Source organism: Serratia sp. S4 (genome assembly GCF_000347995.1).
Taxonomy (GTDB): Bacteria; Pseudomonadota; Gammaproteobacteria; order Enterobacterales; family Enterobacteriaceae; genus Serratia; species Serratia quinivorans.
In genome coordinates this window covers 578,200-602,721 of sequence record NZ_KB661120.1, presented here as the reverse complement: position 1 = coordinate 602,721, position 24,522 = coordinate 578,200, and the positions used below count along the sequence as shown (strand labels likewise).

The window sequence follows — 24,522 nt, the reverse complement described above, 5'->3', positions numbered from 1 at the left end:
TTAAACAATGCCGGTCAGGTAGAACACGCCAATCACAAACAGCACTGCGGCGCTCTTAATCAGGGTGATGGCGAAGATGCCGCCATAGGCCTGCCGATGGCTAAGACCGGTGATCGCCAGCAGGGTGATCACCGCACCGTTATGCGGCAAGGTGTCCATGCCACCGCTGGCCATGGAGGCCACCCGGTGCAGCACTTCCAGTGGGATATTCGCGGCGTGGGCGGCGGCGATAAATGATTCGGACATGGCCGCCAGCGCGATACTCATGCCGCCGGAGGCCGAACCGGTGATGCCCGCCAGCAGCGTGACGCTGACCGCCTCGTTCACCAGCGGGTTGGGAATGGTTGCCAGCGCCTTCGACAGCACCAGAAACCCCGGCAGTGCCGCGATCACTGCGCCAAAGCCGTATTCCGAAGCGGTGTTCATCGCGGCCAAAATCGCCCCGCCGACCGCCGTTTTACTGCCCTCCGCCAGCCGTCCGCGAACGTTGCGGAAACCAAAAATCAGCACCAGCAGAATACCCGACACCAACGCCGCCTCCACCGCCCAAATGGCGGTGATCTTGCCGATCTCGGTGGTGATCGGCTTGGCCAACCCCGGCAGGGTCAACTCGTGGCTGACGCCATACCACTGCGGGATCCAGTGGGTAAAGCCCAGGTTCAGTAAACCCACCAGGATCAACGGCATAATGGCGATCAGCGGATTGGGTAAATTGATGTTGTCCGGGGTTTCAGGCTCGTTGAGCAGTTCGGTGCCGTAGCCTTCACCCCGTGCCTGTGCCTTGCGGCGCTGGCGTTCAAGATAAAACAGGCCAACCGCGATGATAAACAGCGAGCCAATCAACCCCAGCCAGGGCGCGGCCCAGGCATTGGTGCCGAAAAAACTGGTCGGAATGATGTTCTGGATCTGTGGCGTGCCGGGCAACGCATCCATGGTGAAGGAAAACGCGCCGAGCGCCACCGTCGCCGGGATCAGTCGTTTGGGGATACCGCTCTGGCGAAACAGCTCGGCGGCGAAGGGATAGACCGCGAACGCCACCACAAACAGCGAGACGCCGCCGTAGGTCAGCAGTGCACAGACCAGCACAATCACCGGGATAGCGTGGCGACGGCCGAGGATGTTAATCGCCGCTGCCACAATCGAGCGGGAAAAACCGGACAGTTCAATCAGTTTGCCAAACACCGCCCCCAGCAGAAACACCGGGAAGTAGAGTTTGACGAAGCCGACCATCTTTTCCATAAACAGCCCGGTGAAGGTTGGGGCGACCGCGCCGGGATCGGTCAATAACACCGCGCCCAGCGCGGCGATCGGGGCAAACAAAATAACGCTGTAGCCGCGATAGGCGGCCAGCATCAGGACTCCCAGTGCTGCCAGGGCAATCAGAACGCTCATCATCACTCCCTATTGCCCTTGATGTCTGAACCACGCCAGCCATATTGAGCAACTCATTATTGTTGTTGGGTGCGGTTAAGGTTTCAGAGCAAAACGCAGTTGGTGCGCCCGCCGCTGTTGAATGCGTTCCCTGCGTGCTTCATCCCAGTGATAAAATCCCTGGCCGCTGCGTTGGCCAGTGTTGCCCTGGCGGAGCCGGCTTTCCACCAGCGCCATCATGCTGTCATCGGTCGCCAGCTCCGGCAGCAAGTGGCGGGCGATATCCGCCACCGTCTCCAGACCGGTCATATCGGCGGCCTCCAACGGCCCGACCATCGCGTAACGCCGCCCAAGCGAGGCGCGCATCACCTGATCCACCACCTGCGGACTGGCAATGCCGCTTTGCACGATGTGCAGCGCCTCGCGCAGCAGCGCAAACTGCAGCCGGTTGCCAACGAACCCCGGTGCGGCACGGTCCAGCAGCACCGCCTCCAGCGCCATGCTACTGAGTAATTCCTGCACCGCGGTCAGATAACGGGGATCGGTGGCACTGCCGGGTACGATCTCCACCAGCGGGATCAGGTGCGGCGGATTCCAAAAATGGGCGATCAACAGGCGCTGCGGATGGATCATTCTGACCGCCAACTCATCCGGCGGCAGACCGCTGGTGTTGCTGGCGATCACCGCATCGTCGGCAATCAGCCCTTCCAGCTGTTCGTACAAGGCGTGCTTGAGCGCCAGGCGCTCGGGGATCGCCTCGATCAACAGCCGGGCGCGGGCCACATCGTTCAGATCGTCGGTCACGCTCAGACGTGCCAGCACCGTCGCCTGCTCTGCCGCCGCAAACTGCCCAACCTCGATCAGCTCCGCCAGAATACTGCCCGCGACCGCCGCAACCTCCGCCAGCCGCTGCGAGTCCGGGTCATACAGCAGGACGTCGTGGCCGTGGCGGGCAAAGTGGGTGGCGATGCCAACCCCCATCAGCCCGGCGCCCAGCACCACAGTCTCAGATGAACGCATAGTTTCCTCCTGGGTTATCAGCCGCGCTCAACCGCCAGCGCCACGCCCAGTCCGCCGCCGATGCACAGCATCGCCAGCCCCTTGTTGACCTCACGGCGCTGCATCTCATACAGCAGCGTGACCAAAATACGGCAACCGGAAGCCCCGATCGGATGCCCGAGCGCTATCGCCCCGCCGTTAACATTGACCCTGGCGCTGTCCCACTCCAGTTCGCGGCCGACGGCCAGCGCCTGTGCGGCAAAGGCTTCATTGGCCTCGATCAAATCGACTTCGCTCAGCGACCAACCGGCGTTGGCCAGACAGCGACGTGCCGCCGGTACCGGGCCAATCCCCATGATCGCCGGATCAACACCCGATGCCGAATAGCCGGCAATGCGCGCCAGCACCGGCATCTTCAGCTCTGCCGCCTTCGCCGCGCTCATCAACAGCACCGCCGCCGCACCGTCGTTAATTGAGGAAGCGTTACCGGCGGTCACCGTGCCGTCTTTGCGGAACGCCGGACGCAGCCGGGCCAGACTTTCCAGCGTGGCGTCGCCGCGGGGTTGCTCGTCACTGGCCACCCGCTGCACTTCCCCTTTGGGTTTGGCGACCTCGACCGGAGTGATTTCCGCCACAAAACGTCCGGCCTGTTGGGCGGCCTGGGTTTTCTGTTGCGAACGCAGCGCAAACTCATCCTGCTCGCTGCGACTAATGGCGTATTTCTCCGCCAAATTTTCGGCGGTGATACCCATGTGATAATCGTTGAAGGCATCCCACAGGCCGTCCTGGATCACGCTGTCGGTCAACTGAGCGTGACCCAGCCGCAGCCCGGCACGCGCGCCGTTCATCAGATACGGCGACTGACTCATGCTTTCCTGCCCCCCGGCGATAATCACCTCGGCGTCACCACAGCGGATCGCCTGCACCGCCAGATGAATCGCCTTCAGACCGGAGCCACAGACTTTGTTGATGGTTAGCGCCGGCACGCTATGGGGCAGCCCGGCGTTCAATGCGGTCTGGCGTGCCGGGTTCTGCCCACAACCGGCCGTCAGCACCTGCCCGAGGATCACCTCATCCACCTGCTCCGCTGCAACCCCGCTGCGGGCCAGCAGGGCTTTCACCACCACCGTGCCCAGATCCACCGCCGACAATGAGGCCAACGCGCCCTGAAAACTGCCAATCGGCGTGCGAGTCGCCGCTACAATCACTACCTGTTGCATGGTTTTCTCCCTGGATAACATCATCAGAAGCGCATCTCCGGCACCTGAGTCGGCACTATCAGCCGACCGGCGGTTTTGGCGACAATCTCCTCCACGCTGACGCCGGGCGCACGTTCGCGCAGCACAAAGGCACCGTTTTCAATTTCCAGATAGGCCAGATCGGTCAGAACCTTGCGAATGCAACCGGCACCGGTCAACGGCAACGTGCAGCGCGGTAACAGCTTGGACTCGCCACTCTTTGACGCGTGGGTCATCACCACAATGATGTTCTCCGCACCGGCCACCAGATCCATCGCGCCGCCCATGCCCTTAACCAACTTGCCGGGGATCATCCACGAGGCGATGTTGCCTTCGACGTCCACTTCAAAAGCGCCCAATACGGTGAGATCGACATGGCCGCCACGGATCATGGCGAACGACTGCGCCGAGTCGAAAATCGAGGCGCCGATACGGGCGGTGACCGTCTGCTTACCGGCGTTGATCATGTCGGCATCCAGCTCAGCTTCGGTCGGGAAGCCGCCCATTCCCAGCAGGCCGTTTTCGGATTGCAGCATCACGTCCATGCCCGGCGGCACATAGTTGGCCACCAGCGTCGGAATGCCGATCCCCAGATTGACGTAGTCGCCGTCACGCAGTTCTTGTGCCACGCGCTGCGCCATTTGTTCACGGGTAAGCATGGGGTTCTCCTCAGGTACGCAGAGTGCGCTGTTCAATGCGCTTTTCGAAACTGCCCTGGATCAGGCGGTCAACGTAGATGCCGGGGGTGTGGATCGCGGCCGGATCCAGTTCGCCCGGTGCGACGATCTCTTCCACCTCCACCACGGTGATTCGCCCGGCGGTGGCCATCAGCGGGTTAAAGTTCTGTGCGGTGTGGCGATAGATAACATTGCCGAAGTGATCGGCTTTCCAGCCCTTGATGATGGCGAAGTCACCGGTGATCGCCTGCTCCATGATGTAGGGGCGGCCGTTGAATTCGCGGACCTCCTTGCCTTCGGCCACCGGGGTGCCGTAGCCAGTAGCGGTGAAGAACGCCGGAATACCGGCGCCCCCGGCACGGATTTTTTCTGCCAGAGAGCCCTGCGGCGTCAGTTCCACTTCCAGCTCACCGCTGATCGCCTGCTGCTCGAACAGCGCGTTCTCACCAACGTAGGAGGCCACCACCTTGCGGATCTGCCGGTTTTCCAGCAGCAGGCCGAGGCCAAAGCCGTCGACGCCGCAGTTGTTTGATACCACCGTCAGGCCGGTCACTCCCAGGCGACGGATCTCATTAATCAGGTTTTCCGGGATGCCGCACAGGCCGAAACCGCCCGCCAACACCGTCATATTGTCCGTCAGGCCTGCCAGCGCTTCCTGGTAGCTTGCGACGCGTTTATCGAGCCCTGCCATTGGCTGCCTCTGAGTATTCTGTGGCCGTGGGCGGCATGCCCCTGCCTGTGCAAAGGCATCATCAGGTCACAAAAATGATTTGTTAATTTTGTTTTTGTGCCCCATTGATTTAAAATTTTTATTAATAAATTGTTAATTACTGTTTTCAAAAGAGTTAAATAATTCAAAAATGAAAATGAGCATCAAACAGTTACGCGCGTTTTTAGCGGTAGCTCACACTCTTAACTTCGCCCAGGCGAGCGAACGGCTGAATATTTCGCAGCCGGCGCTGAGTCTCGCCATTCGCGGACTGGAAGAGGTGCTGGGGGGACAGTTGCTGCTGCGTACCACCCGGCGTGTGGCGCTGACGCCGGAAGGGGAAAGCTTCTTCCCGATGGCGCGCCAACTGTTGGCGGACTGGGACAATGCGGAAGAGGCGATGCGTCAGCGCTTTACCCTGCAACTGGGCAAAGTGGCGATCGCTGCCATGCCTTCGTTCGCCGCCAACCCGCTGCCGCCGATCCTGAAAGTGTTTCGCGATCACTACGCCGGGATCAACGTGGCGGTGCACGACGTGATTAACGAGCAGGTGTTCGAGATGATCCGCGAAGGCCGGGTGGAAATGGGCATTGCCTTCGAGCCGGAGCCCAGCGATACCCTGCACTTCACCCCGTTGTGCAACGATCGCTTTGTCGCGGTGGTGCCAAAGCATTCACCGCTGGCGAGCCGGGCGCAGGTGAGCTGGAAAGAGTTGCTGACGCTGGACTTTATTACCCTGCAGCGCCCTTCTGCGGTGCGTCTGTTGCTGGAACAAACGCTGGCCAAAAGCGGCAGAACGCTGGAGGTGGCGTTTGAAAGCCACCAGTTGGTGACGGTCGGCCGCATGGTGGCTAACGGACTGGGCGCCAGCGCGGTACCGGCGCTGTGTGAACAACAGATGGGCGAGTTAGGTGCAACCTGCGTGCCGTTATTCGGCCCGGTGATTGAACGCCGGGTCGGACTGATCCGCCTCGCCCAGCACCGTCTGTCTTCGGCGGCTCAGGCGCTGGCCGGGGTGATTGAACGGGAAATGGCGATGAGTGGGATGGAATGAGGAGTTTGACGGGATAATTCAGTTTTTTCAGAGAATTCTGCCCCCGTAGCCTGAACCCGAACCTGTTCTCATTCTACAGAAAATGTTAAGTTTCCGTAAAAATAGGGAGTTCATTCGACATGGAACACAAGCCCAGCAGTATTACGCCAGGCTATTGCATCGCTCAGCAGGCTGGCCCTTTGGCCTATCAAGCCCACTATCTGTTTGGCGGCAAGCCCTCAAAAGCAGCCGACTATTTTCTGCAACTCAATGCCGACACGCCAATAGTACAACCGGGGCAAATGCTGATCGTTGCCGACCCGCGTAATCCGAATCAGGCGGCGCAGCTCGCCATGTTGATGCAGGCCAAGACTCGCACCAGCAAGGCAGTGCAAGCGGGTGGCGGTGATTTTTCCGCTTTTTTACACCGCAACTATGCCGCCATCGCCGCTTTCACCAGCTACGGTGATACCGTCATCGGACTGGCTTCTGATGCCGGTGAACGTTACTTTGGCCAGATCAAAAACATCCTGATCGACATTGAAAAAACCTATCAGAATCAATTCCGCATGAGCGGTGCGCTGATCGGCACCCAGTTTCAGGTGGAGCGTGCACGGCTGTTTGGTACATTAAAACCGTTACTCAATCGCCTTACCCGCGCCCAGCTCAATATGAAAGAATATAGCCAGATTAAGCATGCTCTGGGGCTTTCCAGCAAATCACTGGTGCATGAATGGAGTACCGCCGGAGTCGGCGCGATTAAGGGCTATTCCAACTATATCGACAGCGCCAGCCGCGCTGCGAAATTTATGAAAGCCGGCGGTTGGGTTGGCATCGGCCTCAGTGGTTTGAATACCACCAATGACGTTTATAACGCCTGCACCAGCGGCCGGGAACAGGAATGCACCAAAATCGCGGTTAAGGGGTACAGTAATTTTGCTGCGAGTACTTCAGCCGGGATTATAGGCGGAAGGTTTGGCACCGCCATAGGTATGGGTGCATGTGCAATAGTACTCGGCTCCGTAACTGCTGGTGTCGGTGCACTGGCTTGTGGGGTAGCAGGAGCTGCGGCAGGTGGAGCACTCGGTTCTGCTGCCGGTAGTGCGGCTTCTGATTATTTTACTAATTACATTTTTGGTGAGTGATGAAAATAGTTGTCATCATAGGCTTTTTACTTTTACTGCTCAGTGCCCTGATTCAGTTTATTTACTATCGCCGAAACAAAGCCGAATTCAGTGAGTTTTATCAAAATTATGTGGGCAACAAGCTGCTCGTTCCCCCGTTTGTCGTCTTCGCTGACAATCTGGGCTTTATCGGTGTATCACTTAAGGCCCAGTGGTTTCTTTGGCTATTAAACAATCGGAAAATAAAAATAGACCGCAACACCTACCTGGATAGCAAGGCCTACGAATTTGTACAAAATACCGCATCGAAGAAATTACAACGCTGGATCCGTAATGACTTCAGGCTCTTAATGCTTCAGGGTGCGATCTTGATTCTTATGTGTATTCTTATTTATTTTATAGATAAAACATAAAGTTAGAAATTTATAATGAAGAAACCCTCAAGTACATTTCCATTCTGACACTTTTTATCACAATGATATTCAACCACCATCACCCAGTCAGCCCCTGCGAACTGGGCTGGCAACCGCTATCGAACGGGCAATGGCCGCCAGCCAATCCTCCACACTGTGATTTTCACCCCAGCCTGCATTGAAATAACTCCCATTCTCAATAAATAATGATTACTATTCTCAAGAACAGGATCCGGTGCGCCACGACGCGACCGGCAGGACTTTACCTTCAATTCAATGTTGAGCTTTCTTGACCTCAGGGCAACGGCTCTGCGGCGACAGGCTTTTTAACTCCATGGAGAGGTTATGAACTCTGCAACAACTCGCAACCGCCGTTTCGGCACACGCACCGCTTTCCCACTGCTGCTGCTCACTTCAATGCTGTTTTCTGCCCCGCTGCTGGCCCAGGGCGAGCCAGAACTGCTGCGTAAACCGATCGCGAAAGGCGCTTATGAGATGGTCTACAGCCAGGGCGAGAACGCACTGTATCTGGCCACTTCGCAAAGCCGCAAGCTGGATAAAGGTGGCGTAGTCTATCGTTTGGATCCGCAGACGCTGGATATCACCCAGATCATTCACAACGACATCAAACCCTTCGGCGCAGCCATTAACAGCAAAACCGACACGCTGTTCTTCGGCAATACCACCAGCAACTCGGTGACCGCCATCGATGGCAAAACCGGTGAGGTGAAAGGCCGTCTGGTGCTGGACGCGCGCAAGCGTTCCGAGACGGTAAAACCCCTGGCTCCGCGTGAGCTGGTCGCCGATGCCACCACCGATACCCTGTATATCACCGGGCTGGGTGAGTCCAGCGTGGTTTGGGTGGTCGACGGCAAGGATCTGACCCTGCGCACCACCATCACCGAAACCGGCAAATACGGCACCGGCCTGGCGCTGGACGCCGCTGCCAGCCGTCTGTATGTAACCAACGCCGACGGCGAACTGGTGACTATCGACACCAAAACCAACAAGGTCGTCAGCCGCAAGAAGCTCGATGAGTCCAAAGAGCACTTCTTCCTGAACATCAGCCTGGATCCGGCCACTCACCGCGCCTTTATCACCGACTCCAAGCAGGCGCAGGTGTTGGTTGTAGATACCCGCGACGGCAAAATTCTGAGCAAGATCGACGTGCCGGAATCGCTGGCGGTGTTGTTCAACCCGGCGCGCAATGAAGTCTACGTGACCCATCGCCAGGCGGGTGAAGTGAGCGTGATTGACGCCAAGAGCTACAAGCTGCTGCAAACCATCAAGACGCCGACTCACCCGAACAGCCTGGCGCTGTCACCGGATGGCCAGACGCTGTACGTCAGCGTCAAGCAGGCTTCCAGCCGTGAGAAAGAAGCCACGGCGCCGGATGACGTGATCCGCATCGCTTTGAAATAACACCGACAGGGGCACTCTCGTCAGTTATTTTGTCCCCTCTCCCTTGGGAGAGGGTTAGGGTGAGGGGATACACATCGACACAAAGCCCCTCACCCCGGCCCTCTCCCCCTGGAGAGGAGGATGTTCTCCTAAGCAGTGTTGCACATAGTTATTCAGAGCTTTACTTCACTAACTGCCATTAAATGAGTCGACGTGCTTACCCACCAGCTCGTCGGCATCCTGGATCACCGCTTTTTTAGTGGTACGCTGGTAAAGGCACAGCTCTTTGCCTGGCTTGTTGTGCATAAACGCCTGCGGGTAACGGCCGCTAATCAGCAGCGCCGAGTAACCGACGTCGTCGCCATAATGAATAATGCTTCCGGCGGCTTTGGCACCTTTCAATCCGCTGGCTTTCAGACAGGCCGCTTGCAGCGCTTTATCGCCACTGGCCCAGGCAGCCTCCGACGACGCCGCGACGTTGAACGCCGTGATGGCGGCGATAAATACGATTAAAGATCTGATCATCAACTTCTCCCCTGAATAACCCAATGATTCGCAGTATATGCGGCTGTTTATTATTCAGCCATCGGACGGCGACGCATTATTTACATTTTTTTTATTCCGGGCGGAAATAAAGTTACGGCGTTTTTACAGACAGTTTTTAGGGCCACGGATAACATCATTACATCGCCAATATGGCCTCACGAGACGGATGTTTCATGTATTCTAATATTATTGGCTTCAACCCAATGCTGGCGGATATTACCGCCGCGCAGCCACGTCCCTTTGGCAAGGAAGTTGAACAGTATTTACAGCGTTATCCGGATACCGAACACGTCGATATTTATCTCAACGATTTAAACGGTCAATTCCGCGGCAAACGGCTGCCGGTCGCCGAGTTGTTCGCGCTGGAAAATGGCTGTTATTTCCCGCTGTCGATCTACGCCATGGATCTCGCAGGCCAGGTCATTGAAGAAAGCGGGCTGGGCCAGCAGGCCGGGGAGCCGGACAGGTTGTGCCTGCCGGTACCGGGCACATTGCGCCCCTGCGCCCGTGACCCACAGCACCACGCTCAGTTGCTGCTGACGATGAAAAATGCCGAAGGTGAGGCCTGCGAACTGGAACCGCGCGTGGTGCTGCAACAGATTCTCAAACGCCTGCAGGCCAAAGGCTACTACCCGGTGATCGCGGCAGAACTGGAGTTTTATCTGCATGACTCGCAGCAACAACCCGCCGTTGCCGGCCAGTGCCCGACGCAAAGTTTTTCTGTCGATGCCCCGGAACGCCACCACACCCTGCTCAACGACATCGAACATCAGGCCAGACTGCAGGCGCTGCCGCTCACCGGCGTGGTGGCCGAAGCGGCCTCCGGTCAGTACGAACTGAACCTGCACCACAGTGCCCGGGTGCTGGAAGCCTGCGACCAGGTGCTGGCCCTGAAACGGCTAACACGCCAGATAGCGGAGAAACACCACCAGCACGCCTGCTTTATGGCCAAACCCTGCGCGCAATCCGCCGGCAGCGGTTTGCACTTTCATATCAGCCTGCAAGATGAACAGGGCAACAACCTGCTGACCGGCGCTCCGGGCGAACTGAGCGACAACATGCAACAGGCGATGGCCGGAATGCTGGCATTGATGCCAGCCTCGATGGCCATCCTGGCACCGAACGTCAACGCCTTCCGCCGTTTTCGCCCGGGTATGCATGTGCCACTGCGTGCCTCCTGGGGGCACAACAACCGCACCGTCGCACTACGCCTGCCCTGTGCCGACAGCGCCAACCAACGAATCGAATACCGGCTGGCCGGGGCCGACGCCAATCCTTATCTGGCGGTGGCGATAATACTCGGCGGCCTATTGCACGGGCTGGAGCAGCCCCTGCCGTTGCCCCCAAGCACCAACGGCTACGAAAACGACAGCGCCGCACCACTGCCACTCAACCAGCGGGAGGCACTTACGCTGTTTCGCCGCTGTCAGCCGCTGCGCGAGCTGCTTGGCCCGGCATTTTGCACCCTGTGGTACACCTGCAAAACCGCCGAACTGCGCCGCTTTGAAGGGCAGGTCACCGCCGCGGAAGTCAGTTGGATGCTTTAACCCGCCGGGTTCTGCATTCATCGGGCGAATATATTCGCCCCATAATTGAACAAGGAACAAAACATGTCTCGTTTGGTTTTGATCTCGAATAAACAGTGTGACAGCAAAGACCTGGCCTGCGCTACGCAGGCGCTATCCTCCGTTGACGCCAGTGATGATGAGCAAGGCCTGTGGCTGGGCTGGAACGGCGACGTGCAGAACTTTGGCGCCGCGCCGCTGCGCCCGGTCAACCATCAGCACCGCAGCGGCTATCAGCAAGTGACCTTTCCGCTGTCCACCGAAGAGTTTAACTTCCACTATCAGGGTTACTATCACGATGGCCTGTGGCCGGTATTCCATAACCACCCGGAGAAGGCGCATTTCACGCCCGAGAACTACCGCGCTTACCGCCAGCTCAACCAGCACTTCGCCGATATCGCCTGCGAGTATGTGTGCCCGAACGACATCATCTGCATTGATGATTATCAGTTGCTGCCCTGCGGCCAGGCGCTGAAGGAACAGGGGCTGTTGAACCCCTGCGCGTTTTTCTTCCATTTGCCGTTCCCGTCGGCGGCGCTGCTCAGGCAGATCCCCGAGCATCAGGGGTTAATCGAGTCGCTATTTTTCTACGACCTGATTGGCTTTCAGTCGCTGGACGATCGCAACAACTTCCTCAATTATCTGGCCAATGAATACCCGGTCGAGATGCTGCCCGACGATCGGCTGCAGGTTAACGGCCATATCTTTGCCACCGGCATCTTCCCGGCCGGGATCAACGCCCGCAACATCTACTGACCCACCGCCCGGTTGGCGTTGCCGCACAGCGCCCAACCGCTCACCCCGGGATTTTGACCGCTTAGCTCCCCTATAGCACCGCTGACTGAAATTCAGATGTCTTCCCCTGCCCCGACCCGCAATGATGAGCTGTTCCTATACCTATACCCGAACGTTATCCGCACCCGGGCCGCGTGCCTAAACATCTTATAAGCGGATTAACTCACTCATTTTGCAGATTTGAACTAAGGACACCTCAATGAACCGAGAGGGGATTTTAAAACACATACCCTGGATGCTGCTGGGGATACTCGGCGCTTCCTGCCTGGGTGTGGTGGCGCTGCGTCGCGGCGAACACATCAGCGCACTGTGGATCATCGTCGCCTCGGTGGCGGTGTATCTGGTGGCGTACCGTTATTACAGCTTGTACATCGCCACCAAGGTGATGAAGCTGGACGCCTTCCGCGCCACCCCGGCGGTGGTCAACAACGACGGCCTGAACTATGTGCCGACCAACAAGTACGTGCTGTTCGGCCACCACTTCGCCGCCATTGCCGGCGCAGGCCCGCTGGTCGGCCCGGTGCTGGCAGCACAGGTCGGCTATTTGCCCGGCACGCTGTGGCTGTTGGGCGGCGTGGTGCTGGCGGGGGCGGTGCAGGACTTTTTAGTGCTGTTCATCTCCTCACGCCGCAACGGTGCTTCGCTCGGTGAGATCATCAAAAAGGAAATGGGGCCGATACCGGGCACCATCGCGCTGTTTGGCTGCTTCCTGATTATGATCATTATTCTGGCGGTGCTGGCCCTGATCGTGGTGAAAGCGCTGGCGGAAAGCCCATGGGGCGTGTTCACCGTTTGCTCTACCGTGCCGATTGCCCTGTTTATGGGTATTTACATGCGCTTCCTGCGCCCCGGCCGGGTCGGTGAGATCTCGCTGATTGGCATCGTGCTGCTGGTGCTCTCGATCTGGTTCGGCGGCGTGATCGCCCACGACCCGTTCTGGGGCCCGGCGCTGACCTTTAAAGACACCACCATCACCTATACGCTGATTGGCTATGCGTTTATCTCCGCGCTGCTGCCGGTGTGGCTGATCCTGGCGCCGCGCGACTATCTGGCGACCTTCCTGAAAATCGGCGTGATCGTCGGGCTGGCGATTGGCATCGTGATCCTCAACCCTGAGCTGAAAATGCCGGCGATGACCCAGTTTATCGACGGCACCGGCCCGGTGTGGAAAGGCTCGGTGTTCCCGTTCCTGTTCATTACCATCGCCTGTGGCGCGGTCTCCGGCTTCCATGCGCTGATCGCCTCCGGCACCACGCCGAAGCTGTTGGCCAATGAAAAAGACGCGCGCTTTATCGGTTACGGCGCGATGCTGATGGAGTCCTTCGTCGCCATCATGGCGCTGGTCGCGGCTTCCATTATCGAACCGGGCCTGTACTTCGCCATGAACACCCCACCGGCGGCCCTGGGCATCACCATGCCGGACCTGCACCGTTTGGGCACCGAAGACGCCCCGATGATCATGGCCTCTCTGCGTGATGTGACGGCCCATGCAGCGGCGACCGTCAGTTCCTGGGGCTTTGTCATCAGCCCGGAACAGATCCTGCAGACCGCCAAAGACATCGGTGAACCTTCAGTGCTGAACCGCGCCGGTGGCGCACCAACCCTGGCGGTGGGTATCGCCCACGTATTCCACCAGATCATTCCTGGCGCCAATATGGGCTTCTGGTACCACTTCGGCATTCTGTTTGAAGCGATGTTCATCCTGACCGCACTGGACGCCGGCACCCGTTCCGGCCGCTTTATGCTGCAGGACCTGTTGGGCAACTTTGTGCCGTTCCTGAAAAAAACCGACTCACTGGTGGCCGGTATTGTCGGCACCGCCGGTTGTGTGGGTCTGTGGGGCTACCTGCTGTATCAGGGGGTGGTCGATCCGCTCGGCGGCGTGAAGAGCCTGTGGCCGCTGTTCGGCATCTCCAACCAGATGCTGGCCGCCGTGGCGCTGGTGCTGGGGACCGTGGTGCTGATCAAGATGAAGCGCACCAAATACATTTGGGTCACCGTGGTACCGGCCGTCTGGCTGCTGATTTGTACCACCTACGCCCTGGGCCTGAAGCTGTTTAGCAACAACCCGCAGCTGGAAGGCTTCTTCTTCCAGGCCGGCGAGTACAAGCGCAAAATCGCCGAAGGCGGCGCTGAGCTGAGCACCCAGCAGGTCGCCAACATGAACCATATCGTGGTGAACAACTACACCAACGCCGGGCTGAGTATTCTGTTCCTGCTGGTGGTGTACAGCATCATCTTCTATGGGGTGAAAACCGCCATGGCGGCGCACAAAAACCCGAACCGCAGCGATCAGGAAACGCCTTACGTGCCGGTGCCTGAAGAAGCGCCATCCAACGGCGTAACTGAGGGGGACGTCAAAGTTTCACCGCAGCACTGATGGTGATTTAACGGATACCCTGCATAATGAAATCTATTATGCAGGGTCATTTTTGGGGAGAAGGCTATGTTCGGTAATCTCGGCCAGGCGGGTAAATATCTCGGGCAGGCGGCGCGCATGTTGGTCGGCGTGCCTGACTACGATACCTACGTCCAGCATATGAAAGACAACCATCCGGACAAGCCGGTGATGACCTATAAAGAGTTTTTCCGCGAACGCCAGCAGGCCCGCTACGGTGGGGACGGCAAAGGCGGCATGCGCTGTTGTTAACAAGGACCTGTAATGAAACCCATCGCAGTCACCATTCTGACCGGCTTTTTGGGCGCCGGTAAAACCACCCTGCTCCGCCATATTCTCAACGCCGAACACGGCTACAAGATTGCTGTGATTGAAAACGAATTCGGCGAAGTGCCAATCGACAATGCATTGATTGGCGATCGCGCCAGCCGCATCACCACCCTGAGCAACGGCTGCATCTGCTGCAGTAAATCCAACGAGCTGGCTGACGCGCTGCTGGACTTGCTGGACGGTGTCGCTCAGGGCCAACTGGAGTTCGACCGGCTGATCATCGAATGCACCGGCATGGCCGATCCCGGCCCGATCACCCAGACCTTTTTCTCGCACGAAATCCTCTGCGAACGCTTCCTGCTGGACGGCATCATTACCCTGGTGGACGCCGCACATGCCGATCAACAACTCAACCAGTTCAGCATCGCGCAGGCGCAGGTGGGCTACGCCGACCGTATTTTGCTGACCAAAACCGACGTGGCGCCGGACTGTGAAGCGCTGACCCAACGGCTGCAACAGATGAACGCCCGCGCCCCGGTTTATAAAGTGACGCACGGCGATATCGATCTGGGCGTGCTGTTCGACATCGAAGGCTTTGTGCTGAACGACAAGCTGAACCTGACGCCGCCCGCCCCGCTGTTCCGCCGCATTCCACAGGCGCAAAACAACATTCGTTCGATTGTGGTGTACCACGACCAACCGCTGGAGCTGATGCAGGTTTCCGAAGTGATGGAAGGCCTGCTGCTGGAATACGCCGACAGCATGCTGCGTTATAAGGGGATTTTGTCGATCAAAGACGAGCCGCGCCGGTTGTTATTCCAGGGCGTACAACGGCTGTATAACGCCGACTGGGATCGCGAGTGGCTGCCCGACGAGGAACGCCGCAGTACGCTGGTGTTTATTGGCGTGGACTTACCGGAAGAGACGATCCGGGAGCGGTTTGCCGGGTTGGGTTGAGATAGCGACGGTGCGCATTGCACCAGCCAAAGGGTAAGTGAAAGCTTGCCCTTTTTCGTTAACGGGACCAGATCCCAACGTTGGCCTCCAATGGAGATGAATATTCAACGCTCCTGGTGGTGGTCTCTTAAAAATAAAATACTTTTAAAAAAAATTATTACAAAAGGTACATCTTGCAATATGAACATCTGCACCTGTAAAAATAAAAAAAGAAATAATTAACAAATTAACTATTAAAAAATAAAAAGGCAAATCAGACATTAATTAAATGTTAAGATTATTAACCATTCATGTTGACAACAAACAACACAGCAGCTAGTGTTATTCCGCCATTGAGGAGCATAATAAAAATCTCATTCAACCAGGGAAGAATAATGGACACCAAACCATTTAATTAATAGCTAAGGAAATTCCCACCATGATTTCACAATCACAAATCACCCGCTATCAGGTTATTCTTGATGGTGAGGACACGGGTAGCTTTTGCTCAGAGAAGTCACTATTAGATAACTTTGAAAGTAAAGGTATCGATATTCCACATTTATGTCGCGCGGGAAAATGCGGCTGTTGCAAAATGTTGTTAGTCAAAGGTGAAGTGCGTCATGGAAAACAAAGCGCCTTGGCCGAAGATGAGCTTGAGGAAAATATTATATTAGCTTGCTGTACCTATCCGCTGTCGGATATTGAAGTCGAACTCTACTAAAAAAAGGATTCTTTCCGTGAGTATAATTGAAACAACCCTGAAAAAATGGGATCGTGCTGCTATTGTCCGTTCCCGTCCGCGTCGCATACTTAATGAGCAAGATTACCAATCCAGGCAATACTTCCCTACAGAACGCCTACCGCTTTGCATGCACCCGCGCGTGACTGCGTTGGGTGACGAAGCGCTGCGCTATATTCAGGTCCAAACGCTTTATCACTATCTGAATGGTATTGCCAACATTGAGCTGGATATTATTAATGACTCAACCTACAAGCTGTACAAAAATACCGCCGGTGTCGATTTCCCCGCGGATATGCGCCTGGATGCATTAACCGTCGTTGTAGATGAGTCCTATCATGCTCTGGTCGCACTAGACCTTATCAATCAGGTCGAACATATGACGGGCATAACGCCGCTGAGCATGCCGAAAGATACCGAAGCGTCCTTCGCGCTCGCGCTCGCGCTCGGTCAGACCCTGGACGAACACCGAGAATTACTCCGGCTTGTGTGCGTTTCCCTGTCAGAACAGGCGTTAACTACCGATCTCATCGATGTCATCGACAATGAAGATATTTTCCCCTCCTTCTATCTGATCATGAAAGACCATGTCGCGGACGAAGGCCGACACGCCCGCTTTTCTCAACAGATACTTGGGCATATATGGCGCCACAGCGATACGCATGTAAAAGAGGCCATGAAACGCCCCATCCTGACCTTTATTGAACACTATACGACAGATGCCATCGCTAAAGAATTTAGCGCCCGGATGTTAGGTCATTTGAATATGGATACAGAAGCCATCGTTGCCGTCATCCACGACACTTACCCACCTACCGACGCCAAACCATGGGAAACCAATAATATTGTTACTCAGCAGATGCTGCTGGCGCTGGATAAAGCGGGCATACTCGAAGACCTGCCTATTTCACAAATAACTCAGGCATAGAACCGAAAAACAGAATAAAAACTGGGTATCAGCACCGGATGCTCACGTTACACGATTACTAGGAAGCCAATGTGGAACTACTAAACATAGTATTCTCAGGTGATATCCATTGCGGGGAAACGCTCACCTCAGAAATAAAAGAATATGGTCATCATATTTACCCGTTATCCTCATCCCCTCTGCCGGCCGGAAAAATCGACCTGATAATAACAACAGAAAATCATCAGGATAAATTACAACGACTACAAAAATTATCTGAAAACGTTCTGGTGATATCGTCCAACAAAGAAATAATCACCGATATTGATAGTTTACAAAAACAAGAATACTTATCTCTGTACTTTGTTCAAAAAGAAAAAATCGGCTACCTGTGCGGCAGCCTGGCACCCGATGCCAAACATAACCAACGGAATAACGCGACACAGCTGAAAGACTTAATCTGCGACATAGTGGTCTCTCTGTCGCGTGGCATACCGCCTGACAATATCAGTTTGCCTCCTTGCATTGGCCAAAAATATTATTCCGCGTCGCCAGAACGTCTGCGCGCTTTGATCGTCACGCTTTTACAACGGCTGGGTGACCAAACCCAAGGGCGTTGCGCGACCGATATCTGTTTCATCACCTGGCGGAAAGAGGCTGACTTCTATACTCTTGCCGAAGACCAGGTCAGGCCGGAGAATCAAAACCTGCGGCATTTCCTCTTCAATGAAACCGGCATTCTCAAACAAAACCGATACGCGCAAACCAATGCGATAATCTCCCTGGCCCCCGCCGGTGATGGCGTGTTGGTCACGGTGACCGGGGACGATTCGCGTTTCCAACGCTTCACCGACTATCTGGACGCGCTGCTCAGCTCTCAGAACGATCCCGCTACCGCGTCGCTGGTCGTTTCTCCCGATGAAATACGCCAGTTGACGTCCTTCAATAATACTGCGGATGTGACTCTGCTTTCCCAGGATATTGTCACCCTGTTTCGTCGTACGGCGGCGGCAAATTCGGCGCTTATCGCCTTGCATACCGACGAGAGAGAATACAGCTACGGTGAGCTGGATGACGCCTCTGACAGAATGGCTTGCTGGCTGCTCGAACACCGCTGCGACGTAGACGGCCACGACGTTATCGCCGTATCCATGCAGAAATCCGCCCTGCTGCCGATCGTGATGCTGGGTATCCTGAAAAGTAATAAGACCTATGTTCTGCTCGACCCACAGGCCCCGTCAACCCGCAATCAGAATATCCTTGATGACGTGCAACCCACGCTGATCCTGGCCGATACCACTCTGCAGGCAGGGGACGCGCCGTGCATTGATCCGGCAACCATTAACTACCAGGAAATGACCCTGCCGGCGTTACATCTCCCCCAGCAATCAGATAGCCTGGCTTACCTCTGTTACACTTCGGGCACCACAGGCAAAGCCAAGGGCGTCATGATCACCCGCGAGGGGCTTGCCAATGTCGCGCAAAACCATCGCGACTTCATGCGGTTGGAAACCGGCAGTAAAGTCCTGTCGATTGCCTCTCTGGGCTTTGACGCTTTTGGCTGGGATGTTTATGGCGCCTTGATCAGCGGATCAACGCTCTACCTCGCCCCTACGGCACTGCATACCGAAACCGATGCCTTATTCCGTTACCTCGCTCGGCACAAGGTGAACCATATCACCATTACCCCGGCCATCCTTGAGTTGCTGCCGCGTGAAGCCTGGTGCGGATTAAAATCGATGATTGTAATGGGCGATGCGCCGCCGGCGGATGTGGTGGCTTGGTGGGCGGCGCAGACTCGCCTGTGCAACGGCTATGGCCCGACAGAAGCCACCATCGCTACCTCTCTGTGCGAATATCAGCCCGGCGTTGCCTGGAACTGCATTGGCAAACCGCTAAAGAATTACCGCTGCCATATCCTGGATACGCACAATAATCTGCAACCCCTCGGCTTTGAGGGTGAATTGTGCATCGCCGGCCACGGCCTTGCCCGTGGTTATTTGAATCAGCCCGAATTGACCGGCGAAAAATTCATCACATTGGACCTACCCACCAGTCAGGGTAAAGAACGCATTTACAAAACGGGCGATATCGCCAAATGGGATAAACAGGGCAATATTATTTTTGTTGGCCGCAAAGACCATCAGGTCAAGATCCGCGGCGTGCGGATCGAAATTGGCGAAGTGGAAACGGCCATTCGCACCCATCCGCAGGTAGAAAGCGTGTGCGTGGTAGCCAAACCGCAAACCGCCAGCAAAGCACTGGTGGCGTTTGTGCAAGCGTCGTCGCCGACCCTGACCGCCGATGCCTTGCGGCATTCGCTGGCCCCCCTGCTGCATGCCGCCGCCATTCCGACCGTTTTCGTTTTCTTGCCTGCATTGCCGTTGACCACCAATGGCAAAGTGGCACGCCAACAGTTGGAAAACTGGGTTATAGAAGACAATGACAACGATATAGCGCTGCCGGAAACCGAAACGGAAGTGATCCTGGAACGCATTGTGACCGAAGCCATCGGCTGTGCCCGCGCCGACGTCACGCAAGACTTTATCTGCCTGGGCGCACACTCGCTTACCATGAGTAAAATCGTTTCGCTTGTCGCCCGGGATTTGTGCTGTCGTCTGAATATCGCCGACCTTTTCCAAAACAATACAATACGTAAGCTGGCTGAATATATCGAGAATAAGTCGGTCTCCGCAGACAAAGCCGTCCCCATCGGCGAACAACGCCGTGCGGCGCTCAACCCCCAGCAAAATTTACTGTGGTACCTGAGCGCGCTGAATCCTGATGATTGCAGTTATAACCTGCCCATTGCGGTGGAGATCCGCGGGCCGCTAAATCTTTCGCTGTTCGAGCAGGCCATCAATTTCATTTATGAAAAACATGAAAGCCTGCGTACTCAATTCGGCGAGGATCAGGGTATCGCCTATCAGCATGCGCTGCCGCATATTCCCATTAACCTTGCCGGGCATATTCTCACCGGGCAGCATCCACCTCTGGAAGACAGAGTGAAACAGCTTTGCGCCGTCCCCTTCGATATTACCCGCCACCCGCCGGTCACCCTGCGTTTGGTGCAGTACCATGACCAGCACCACGTGTTAGTCTGGGTGAAACATAACATTCTGACCGATGCCTGGAGTGAGGACCTCATCCTCAACGATCTTTGGCGGCAATATAATCACCTGTGCAGCGGGGGCCTCTACGCCCTGCCGGCGCCAGAGGTTCAAACAATTGATATCGTCAATGATGCCGGGGCCCCCCGCCTTGAGAGCGATATCGCCTACTGGCAGCAAAAATTGCACGCGTGCAGAGAGTTGGATTTACCCTTAGACATGCCTCGCCCCCTGGCGCCGACGCATGCCGGCGAACGCATATGCCGTCGGTTAGATCCCGCTATCGCGGGGCTACTGGAACAGCGCGCCAAGGTATTAGGCGCGACCCCCTTCGTTTTACTTACCGCAGCGCTGACCTATCTGCTGAGCAAATACACCAATCAGGACGATATTGTCATTGGCAGCGCCATCGCCGCGCGCGACAATCTTTACCTGGAGCAGGTAAGCGGATTCCACGTCAATACCGTGCCGTTGCGTACGGTGCTGAGCGCGGGCGACACCCTGGCAACCCTGGTCGGTAAAATGACGGAAACCTGCACTGGATCCTATCGGCACCAACAGCTGTCCTTCGACCGCATTCTCCACCAGCTTGATTATGAGCGCGTATCGAACAAAAATCCGTTGTTCCAAATTATGGCCATTTTGCAAAACGCCGGGGACGTATGCCAGGCGGGCCTCCATGACTGTTCATTGAAAAAATTGCCAGTGTCTTCGGGTTTCTCAATGTTCGACATGACCTGGAATTTCAGCCTGACTGCAGACGGCATCAGCATTGAGCTTGATTACGCCAGCGAGTTGTTCCACGCCGCCAGATTACAGATGATGCTGAACAATTATGAACAGGTGCTGCATCAGCTGCTAACGCAATCCCCCTCAATGGCACTTGCCGCCATTAACCCTCTCAGCGAGGCAGAGCAATCCCGACTTTTACAGCTGGCGAGCAATACGACACAGAGTGCGCGCGGGACGCTGATCGAGCAAATTCACGACCTGGCACGCAGGCAGCCGAATTTACCGGCGGTGAGCTGCGAAAAAGAGAGTTACAGCTATGAGCAACTGTGGCACCTCTCAGAGCATATCGCCCATTATCTGAGTGAGCTGGACAGCAACGCGTTTTCTGTCGGCATCATGATGGAAAAGAGCTGTAGGGTGGTGGCGCTGATCCTCGGTGCACTCAAGGCCGGCAAATACTATATTCCCATCGACGTCCATTACCCGGCAGATCGCGTGCGGTACATGATTGACAATGCGCGAACGAGAATCCTGGTCACTGACGAAGCAAACGCCGCGCTGCCGGCGGACTGCCCGCACGCGACTTTCGAGTCAATACTGTCTGCCCGCCCCGCCGTTGAGCAAACGCGTTCGAACAGGGAAGAGGATCCGCTGGCTTACATCATGTATACCTCCGGCTCTACCGGTAACCCGAAAGGCGTGATGATTAGCCACAGCAATCTGAACAATTTCACCAATGACTTTGCCGACAGACTGGCCCTGGGGCCTGCTGACAAGATGTTGAGCCTGACGAGCATCAGTTTCGATATTTTCGGCCTGGAGCTGTTTTGCTCTTTGGTCTCGGGCGCCCATGTCGTGCTGTGCCCACGGGAAACCGCAATGGATCCTGTCAGGCTTTATCATTTTATCGAGCAGCAGCAACCCAGCGTCATTCAGGCGACCCCTACCGTCTGGGGTACCATCGTCAGCCATTTACCGGCAGCTGGCAGCCGGACGTTGACGGTGCTGTGCGGCGGTGAAAAAATGCCCGTCGCGCTGCTTTCACAGCTGCGGCGTATCGCCACTCAGGTGCTGCAGGTCTATGGGCCGACGGAAACCACCATCTGGTCAACCTGCGCCGATCTGACCTTTGAGGGCAACAGTACCTGCATCGGCACACCGATAAACATGACTGAGGCCTTCATCATGGACTCGGCCGGCGGCCTGGTGCCCAGCGGCACTTACGGCGAGCTTTGCCTGGGCGGCGCCAGCGTATCTCCGGGCTACTGGAACAACGGTGTGCTGAGCGCCCAGGCGTTCGTCAAACGCCAGGTCCTTGGCAGCGTCCGTTACCTGTATAAAACCGGCGACATCGCGCGTTTCGACAGCCGCGGGCAATTGGAATATCTGGGCCGTAACGATCACCAGGTAAAAATTCGCGGCCATCGCATTGAGCTCAGCGAGATTGACCTTAATTTATCCTCCATGGATAGCATCGCGCATGCCTTGAGTCTGATCGTCGGAGAAGGGAATAACGCCAGGATCGTCAGTTATCTGCAAATGGCACCCGGCGCGGAGTTAAACGAGAAATCCGTGCGCGCGGCGTTAAAGAGCAGGCTGCCCAACATCATGATCCCCTCCAGCTTTATGGTACTGTCCGCTTTCCCGCTGACCAACAACAACAAGATCGACGTTCGCAGGCTTCCTGCCCCGACGATAACCTACTCGGCCTCCGAAACGGACTACGTGCCACCGGCCAGCGAGGCGGAACGCGCCATGCAGGAGATCTGGCAGACCGTGTTGCTGCAGGAACACATCAGCGTGACGGACAGTTTTTTCAGCCTGGGCGGCAACTCGCTACAGATCCCACGGCTATTGCACGCCATTCGCCAGGCGATGCACATTTCTCTCACTATTCGCGAATTCATCCTGCACAGCCAAATTCGCGAGCTGACTGCGCTGATGCTCACCAAAACCAGGGAGGAAGCACATGGAGTGCATTGAGGTGACCTACCGCGGCCAGCGCCACCGGGTGCATCACCATGAGCGGATCCCGCTGTCCACCATGCTTAAATTCGGCAACAACCCAACCAATATCTACGGCGTGGCGCCGGCGAGCACGGCGCCCTTGCGCTACGGCGATTCGCTGGCCAGCGTAGAGCATGGGGGGACATGCAATGCCTCCCTTATCTCTTTGGTGCCGCATTGTCACGGTACCCACACGGAGTGCGTCGGGCACATCATGCCTGGCGAACATAACGTGGCAGAGTTGGTTTTCGAGCCATTCATTGCCGCCACGCTGATTCGAGTGCCGCTGCGAAGGGCGGGCGAAATGTCGGAAACTTATAATGCGAGCGCCCGGAGAACGGACCTGATCATTACCCGTGCGGCGATCGACGATGCCCTGTCGCAGGTGGCGCCGCATTATCTTCAGGCGTTGGTGATCGCCGCCAAAGCGCCGAGCTGGCGGCTGGCGGATGAAATACCGCCTTATTTCAGCCACCAGGCGATGGCGCGCATCGTTGAGCTTGGCGTTCATCACCTGTTGGTTGATGTGCCTTCGATCGACCGATTGCACGATGGCGGCAGGATGGACAACCACCGCTGCTTTTGGGGAATGGGCCTGCCAGCAACGGAGGCGCGCACAAGATTGCGCTGCTCCGTAACGGAAATGGCGCAGGTCTCGCCGGCAACCCCGGTCGGCAGCTATTTCCTGTCATTGCATTTGCCAGATTGTTCGGGCGACGCCCTCCCCAGCAAGCCCATTTTGTTTCCGTTCTCCCGAGGGAATGACGCAGCATGAATTACTCAAGTTATTTGCAGTTAAATCAGCTACTCGCTTTGCAGCAACCGGCCTCGCCGCCGAGTGAACACCGCAACGAAAACCTCTTTATCATTACGCATCAGACGTACGAACTGTGGTTCAAACAGCTGATCGATGAGCTCCACTGCCTTATCGATCAGATAGAAAACGGCGACATAGCCGCCGCTAACAACGGGCTGATCCGCATCAACGCCATCACGAAAACCGTGGTGAACCAGATTGAGGTGATTTTCACGCTGAAATTCCATGAGTTTCAAAAATTTCGCGGTTACCTCGGTTCCGCCAGCGGATTTCAGTCCTACCAATTTGCGGGCATTGAGGCGCTGTTGGGTAAAGCGAACGGTAAAAAGTTGCAGCAGTACGGTGAAGATCCGGCCATTCAGAAAATGCTTGGAGCGATCATTCGCCCAATTTCGCTCTGGCAAGCGGTTCGACGCCATTTGCTTCTGCTCAACGATCGCCAGGGACAGCAGGCCGAGTCCTTCAAGGCCATCATAAAAACCGTACTGGAGGAAGCTTCCTGCGAGTCACTGTTGCTCAATCAGCTGCTGGATCTGGACTCGCTGCTGCAGGAATGGCGCTATCGGCACGTCAAGCTGGTGGAAAGAACCATCGGCCAACGAAAAGGCACCGGCGGATCCGCCGGTTCCGACTACCTGAAATCCACGCTGTTTACACCGATCTTTGACGAACTGTGGGAGGCGATCAACTGATCGCCTTAACCGGAAACCAGGGGATCGCGCGATCCCCTTT

Annotated in this window: 20 protein-coding genes; 14 read left to right on the top strand and 6 right to left on the bottom strand. The window is 56.3% G+C overall.

Features of this window, described 5'->3' with window-relative positions; all coding sequences use genetic code 11:
- From SERS4_RS0103405 to SERS4_RS0103385, 5 genes are all read right to left on the bottom strand, one after another.
- Window positions 1–1,395, bottom strand: coding sequence for a GntP family permease (locus SERS4_RS0103405; protein ID WP_197724607.1), 1,395 nt, complete (start codon window positions 1,393–1,395; stop codon window positions 1–3).
- Window positions 1,396–1,467: 72 nt separating this feature from the next.
- On the bottom strand, window positions 1,468–2,391 hold the full coding sequence (locus SERS4_RS0103400) for a 3-hydroxyacyl-CoA dehydrogenase family protein (RefSeq protein WP_017891495.1): 924 nt from the start codon (window positions 2,389–2,391) through the stop codon (window positions 1,468–1,470).
- Between the two features lie 17 nt (window positions 2,392–2,408).
- Complete coding sequence (locus SERS4_RS0103395; RefSeq protein ID WP_017891494.1) at window positions 2,409–3,590, bottom strand: acetyl-CoA C-acetyltransferase; 1,182 nt, start codon at window positions 3,588–3,590, stop codon at window positions 2,409–2,411.
- A gap of 23 nt (window positions 3,591–3,613) precedes the next feature.
- Window positions 3,614–4,267, bottom strand: coding sequence for a CoA transferase subunit B (locus SERS4_RS0103390; protein WP_012005046.1), 654 nt, complete (start codon window positions 4,265–4,267; stop codon window positions 3,614–3,616).
- Window positions 4,268–4,277: 10 nt separating this feature from the next.
- Complete coding sequence (locus SERS4_RS0103385) at window positions 4,278–4,976, bottom strand: CoA transferase subunit A (RefSeq protein WP_012005045.1); 699 nt, start codon at window positions 4,974–4,976, stop codon at window positions 4,278–4,280.
- Window positions 4,977–5,145: 169 nt separating this feature from the next.
- On the opposite strand from SERS4_RS0103385, the gene SERS4_RS0103380 reads away from it, so the two are divergent.
- The 4 genes from SERS4_RS0103380 (at window position 5,146) to SERS4_RS0103365 (ending at window position 8,986) form a co-directional block, all read left to right on the top strand.
- Window positions 5,146–6,048, top strand: coding sequence for a LysR family transcriptional regulator (locus tag SERS4_RS0103380; protein ID WP_017891493.1), 903 nt, complete (start codon window positions 5,146–5,148; stop codon window positions 6,046–6,048).
- A 119-nt stretch (window positions 6,049–6,167) separates the two neighbouring features.
- On the top strand, window positions 6,168–7,172 hold the full coding sequence (locus tag SERS4_RS0103375) for a hypothetical protein (RefSeq protein ID WP_017891492.1): 1,005 nt from the start codon (window positions 6,168–6,170) through the stop codon (window positions 7,170–7,172).
- On the top strand, window positions 7,172–7,564 hold the full coding sequence (locus tag SERS4_RS0103370; protein WP_017891491.1) for a hypothetical protein: 393 nt from the start codon (window positions 7,172–7,174) through the stop codon (window positions 7,562–7,564). The genes SERS4_RS0103375 and SERS4_RS0103370 overlap by 1 nt, the downstream gene beginning before the upstream one ends.
- 345 nt (window positions 7,565–7,909) lie before the next feature.
- On the top strand, window positions 7,910–8,986 hold the full coding sequence (locus SERS4_RS0103365; RefSeq protein ID WP_017891490.1) for a YncE family protein: 1,077 nt from the start codon (window positions 7,910–7,912) through the stop codon (window positions 8,984–8,986).
- Between the two features lie 168 nt (window positions 8,987–9,154).
- Here the strand turns inward: SERS4_RS0103365 and SERS4_RS0103360 are convergent, their stop codons facing one another.
- A complete protein-coding gene (locus SERS4_RS0103360; protein WP_017891489.1) occupies window positions 9,155–9,490 on the bottom strand; it encodes a hypothetical protein in 336 nt (111 codons plus the stop codon).
- Window positions 9,491–9,684: 194 nt separating this feature from the next.
- On the opposite strand from SERS4_RS0103360, the gene SERS4_RS0103355 reads away from it, so the two are divergent.
- The 10 genes from SERS4_RS0103355 to SERS4_RS0103310 all read left to right on the top strand — a co-directional run bounded on the left by SERS4_RS0103355 (window position 9,685) and on the right by SERS4_RS0103310 (window position 24,482).
- Window positions 9,685–11,058, top strand: coding sequence for a glutamine synthetase family protein (locus SERS4_RS0103355; protein WP_017891488.1), 1,374 nt, complete (start codon window positions 9,685–9,687; stop codon window positions 11,056–11,058).
- 63 nt (window positions 11,059–11,121) lie between these two features.
- Window positions 11,122–11,832, top strand: a complete 711-nt coding sequence (locus SERS4_RS0103350) for a trehalose-6-phosphate synthase (protein ID WP_017891487.1) — start codon at window positions 11,122–11,124, stop codon at window positions 11,830–11,832.
- Between the two features lie 238 nt (window positions 11,833–12,070).
- Window positions 12,071–14,251, top strand: coding sequence for a carbon starvation CstA family protein (locus SERS4_RS0103345; protein WP_026142180.1), 2,181 nt, complete (start codon window positions 12,071–12,073; stop codon window positions 14,249–14,251).
- A 66-nt stretch (window positions 14,252–14,317) separates the two neighbouring features.
- Complete coding sequence (locus tag SERS4_RS0103340; protein WP_004953088.1) at window positions 14,318–14,521, top strand: YbdD/YjiX family protein; 204 nt, start codon at window positions 14,318–14,320, stop codon at window positions 14,519–14,521.
- 12 nt (window positions 14,522–14,533) lie between these two features.
- Window positions 14,534–15,496 carry a GTPase gene (gene yjiA, locus SERS4_RS0103335; protein WP_017891485.1) on the top strand — a complete coding sequence of 321 codons (963 nt, stop codon included), beginning with the start codon at window positions 14,534–14,536 and terminating at the stop codon, window positions 15,494–15,496.
- 418 nt (window positions 15,497–15,914) lie between these two features.
- Complete coding sequence (locus SERS4_RS0103330; protein WP_017891484.1) at window positions 15,915–16,199, top strand: 2Fe-2S iron-sulfur cluster binding domain-containing protein; 285 nt, start codon at window positions 15,915–15,917, stop codon at window positions 16,197–16,199.
- Window positions 16,200–16,215: 16 nt separating this feature from the next.
- A complete protein-coding gene (locus SERS4_RS0103325) occupies window positions 16,216–17,145 on the top strand; it encodes a diiron oxygenase (RefSeq protein WP_071592989.1) in 930 nt (309 codons plus the stop codon).
- Window positions 17,146–17,414: 269 nt separating this feature from the next.
- Window positions 17,415–22,949, top strand: a complete 5,535-nt coding sequence (locus SERS4_RS0103320) for a non-ribosomal peptide synthetase (RefSeq protein ID WP_017891482.1) — start codon at window positions 17,415–17,417, stop codon at window positions 22,947–22,949.
- Window positions 22,936–23,748: a cyclase family protein gene (locus tag SERS4_RS0103315; RefSeq protein ID WP_017891481.1), complete on the top strand. Its 813-nt coding sequence runs from the start codon at window positions 22,936–22,938 to the stop codon at window positions 23,746–23,748. Before SERS4_RS0103320 ends, SERS4_RS0103315 begins: the two co-directional genes overlap by 14 nt.
- The gene (locus SERS4_RS0103310) at window positions 23,745–24,482 is read left to right on the top strand and encodes a tryptophan 2,3-dioxygenase family protein (RefSeq protein WP_017891480.1); all 738 of its coding nucleotides are present in this window, start codon (window positions 23,745–23,747) and stop codon (window positions 24,480–24,482) included. Before SERS4_RS0103315 ends, SERS4_RS0103310 begins: the two co-directional genes overlap by 4 nt.
- Window positions 24,483–24,522 lie beyond the last annotated feature (40 nt).

Bases quoted from the DNA above. Each gene is read 5' to 3' on its own strand.
- SERS4_RS0103405 (WP_197724607.1), bottom strand. From the start codon at position 1,395: ATGATGAGCGTTCTGATTGCCCTGGCAGCACTGGGAGTCCTGATGCTG.
- SERS4_RS0103400 (WP_017891495.1), bottom strand. From the start codon at position 2,391: ATGCGTTCATCTGAGACTGTGGTGCTGGGCGCCGGGCTGATGGGGGTT.
- SERS4_RS0103395 (WP_017891494.1), bottom strand. From the start codon at position 3,590: ATGCAACAGGTAGTGATTGTAGCGGCGACTCGCACGCCGATTGGCAGT.
- SERS4_RS0103390 (WP_012005046.1), bottom strand. From the start codon at position 4,267: ATGCTTACCCGTGAACAAATGGCGCAGCGCGTGGCACAAGAACTGCGT.
- SERS4_RS0103385 (WP_012005045.1), bottom strand. From the start codon at position 4,976: ATGGCAGGGCTCGATAAACGCGTCGCAAGCTACCAGGAAGCGCTGGCA.
- SERS4_RS0103380 (WP_017891493.1), top strand. From the start codon at position 5,146: ATGAAAATGAGCATCAAACAGTTACGCGCGTTTTTAGCGGTAGCTCAC.
- SERS4_RS0103375 (WP_017891492.1), top strand. From the start codon at position 6,168: ATGGAACACAAGCCCAGCAGTATTACGCCAGGCTATTGCATCGCTCAG.
- SERS4_RS0103370 (WP_017891491.1), top strand. From the start codon at position 7,172: ATGAAAATAGTTGTCATCATAGGCTTTTTACTTTTACTGCTCAGTGCC.
- SERS4_RS0103365 (WP_017891490.1), top strand. From the start codon at position 7,910: ATGAACTCTGCAACAACTCGCAACCGCCGTTTCGGCACACGCACCGCT.
- SERS4_RS0103360 (WP_017891489.1), bottom strand. From the start codon at position 9,490: ATGATCAGATCTTTAATCGTATTTATCGCCGCCATCACGGCGTTCAAC.
- SERS4_RS0103355 (WP_017891488.1), top strand. From the start codon at position 9,685: ATGTATTCTAATATTATTGGCTTCAACCCAATGCTGGCGGATATTACC.
- SERS4_RS0103350 (WP_017891487.1), top strand. From the start codon at position 11,122: ATGTCTCGTTTGGTTTTGATCTCGAATAAACAGTGTGACAGCAAAGAC.
- SERS4_RS0103345 (WP_026142180.1), top strand. From the start codon at position 12,071: ATGAACCGAGAGGGGATTTTAAAACACATACCCTGGATGCTGCTGGGG.
- SERS4_RS0103340 (WP_004953088.1), top strand. From the start codon at position 14,318: ATGTTCGGTAATCTCGGCCAGGCGGGTAAATATCTCGGGCAGGCGGCG.
- yjiA (WP_017891485.1), top strand. From the start codon at position 14,534: ATGAAACCCATCGCAGTCACCATTCTGACCGGCTTTTTGGGCGCCGGT.
- SERS4_RS0103330 (WP_017891484.1), top strand. From the start codon at position 15,915: ATGATTTCACAATCACAAATCACCCGCTATCAGGTTATTCTTGATGGT.
- SERS4_RS0103315 (WP_017891481.1), top strand. From the start codon at position 22,936: ATGGAGTGCATTGAGGTGACCTACCGCGGCCAGCGCCACCGGGTGCAT.
- SERS4_RS0103310 (WP_017891480.1), top strand. From the start codon at position 23,745: ATGAATTACTCAAGTTATTTGCAGTTAAATCAGCTACTCGCTTTGCAG.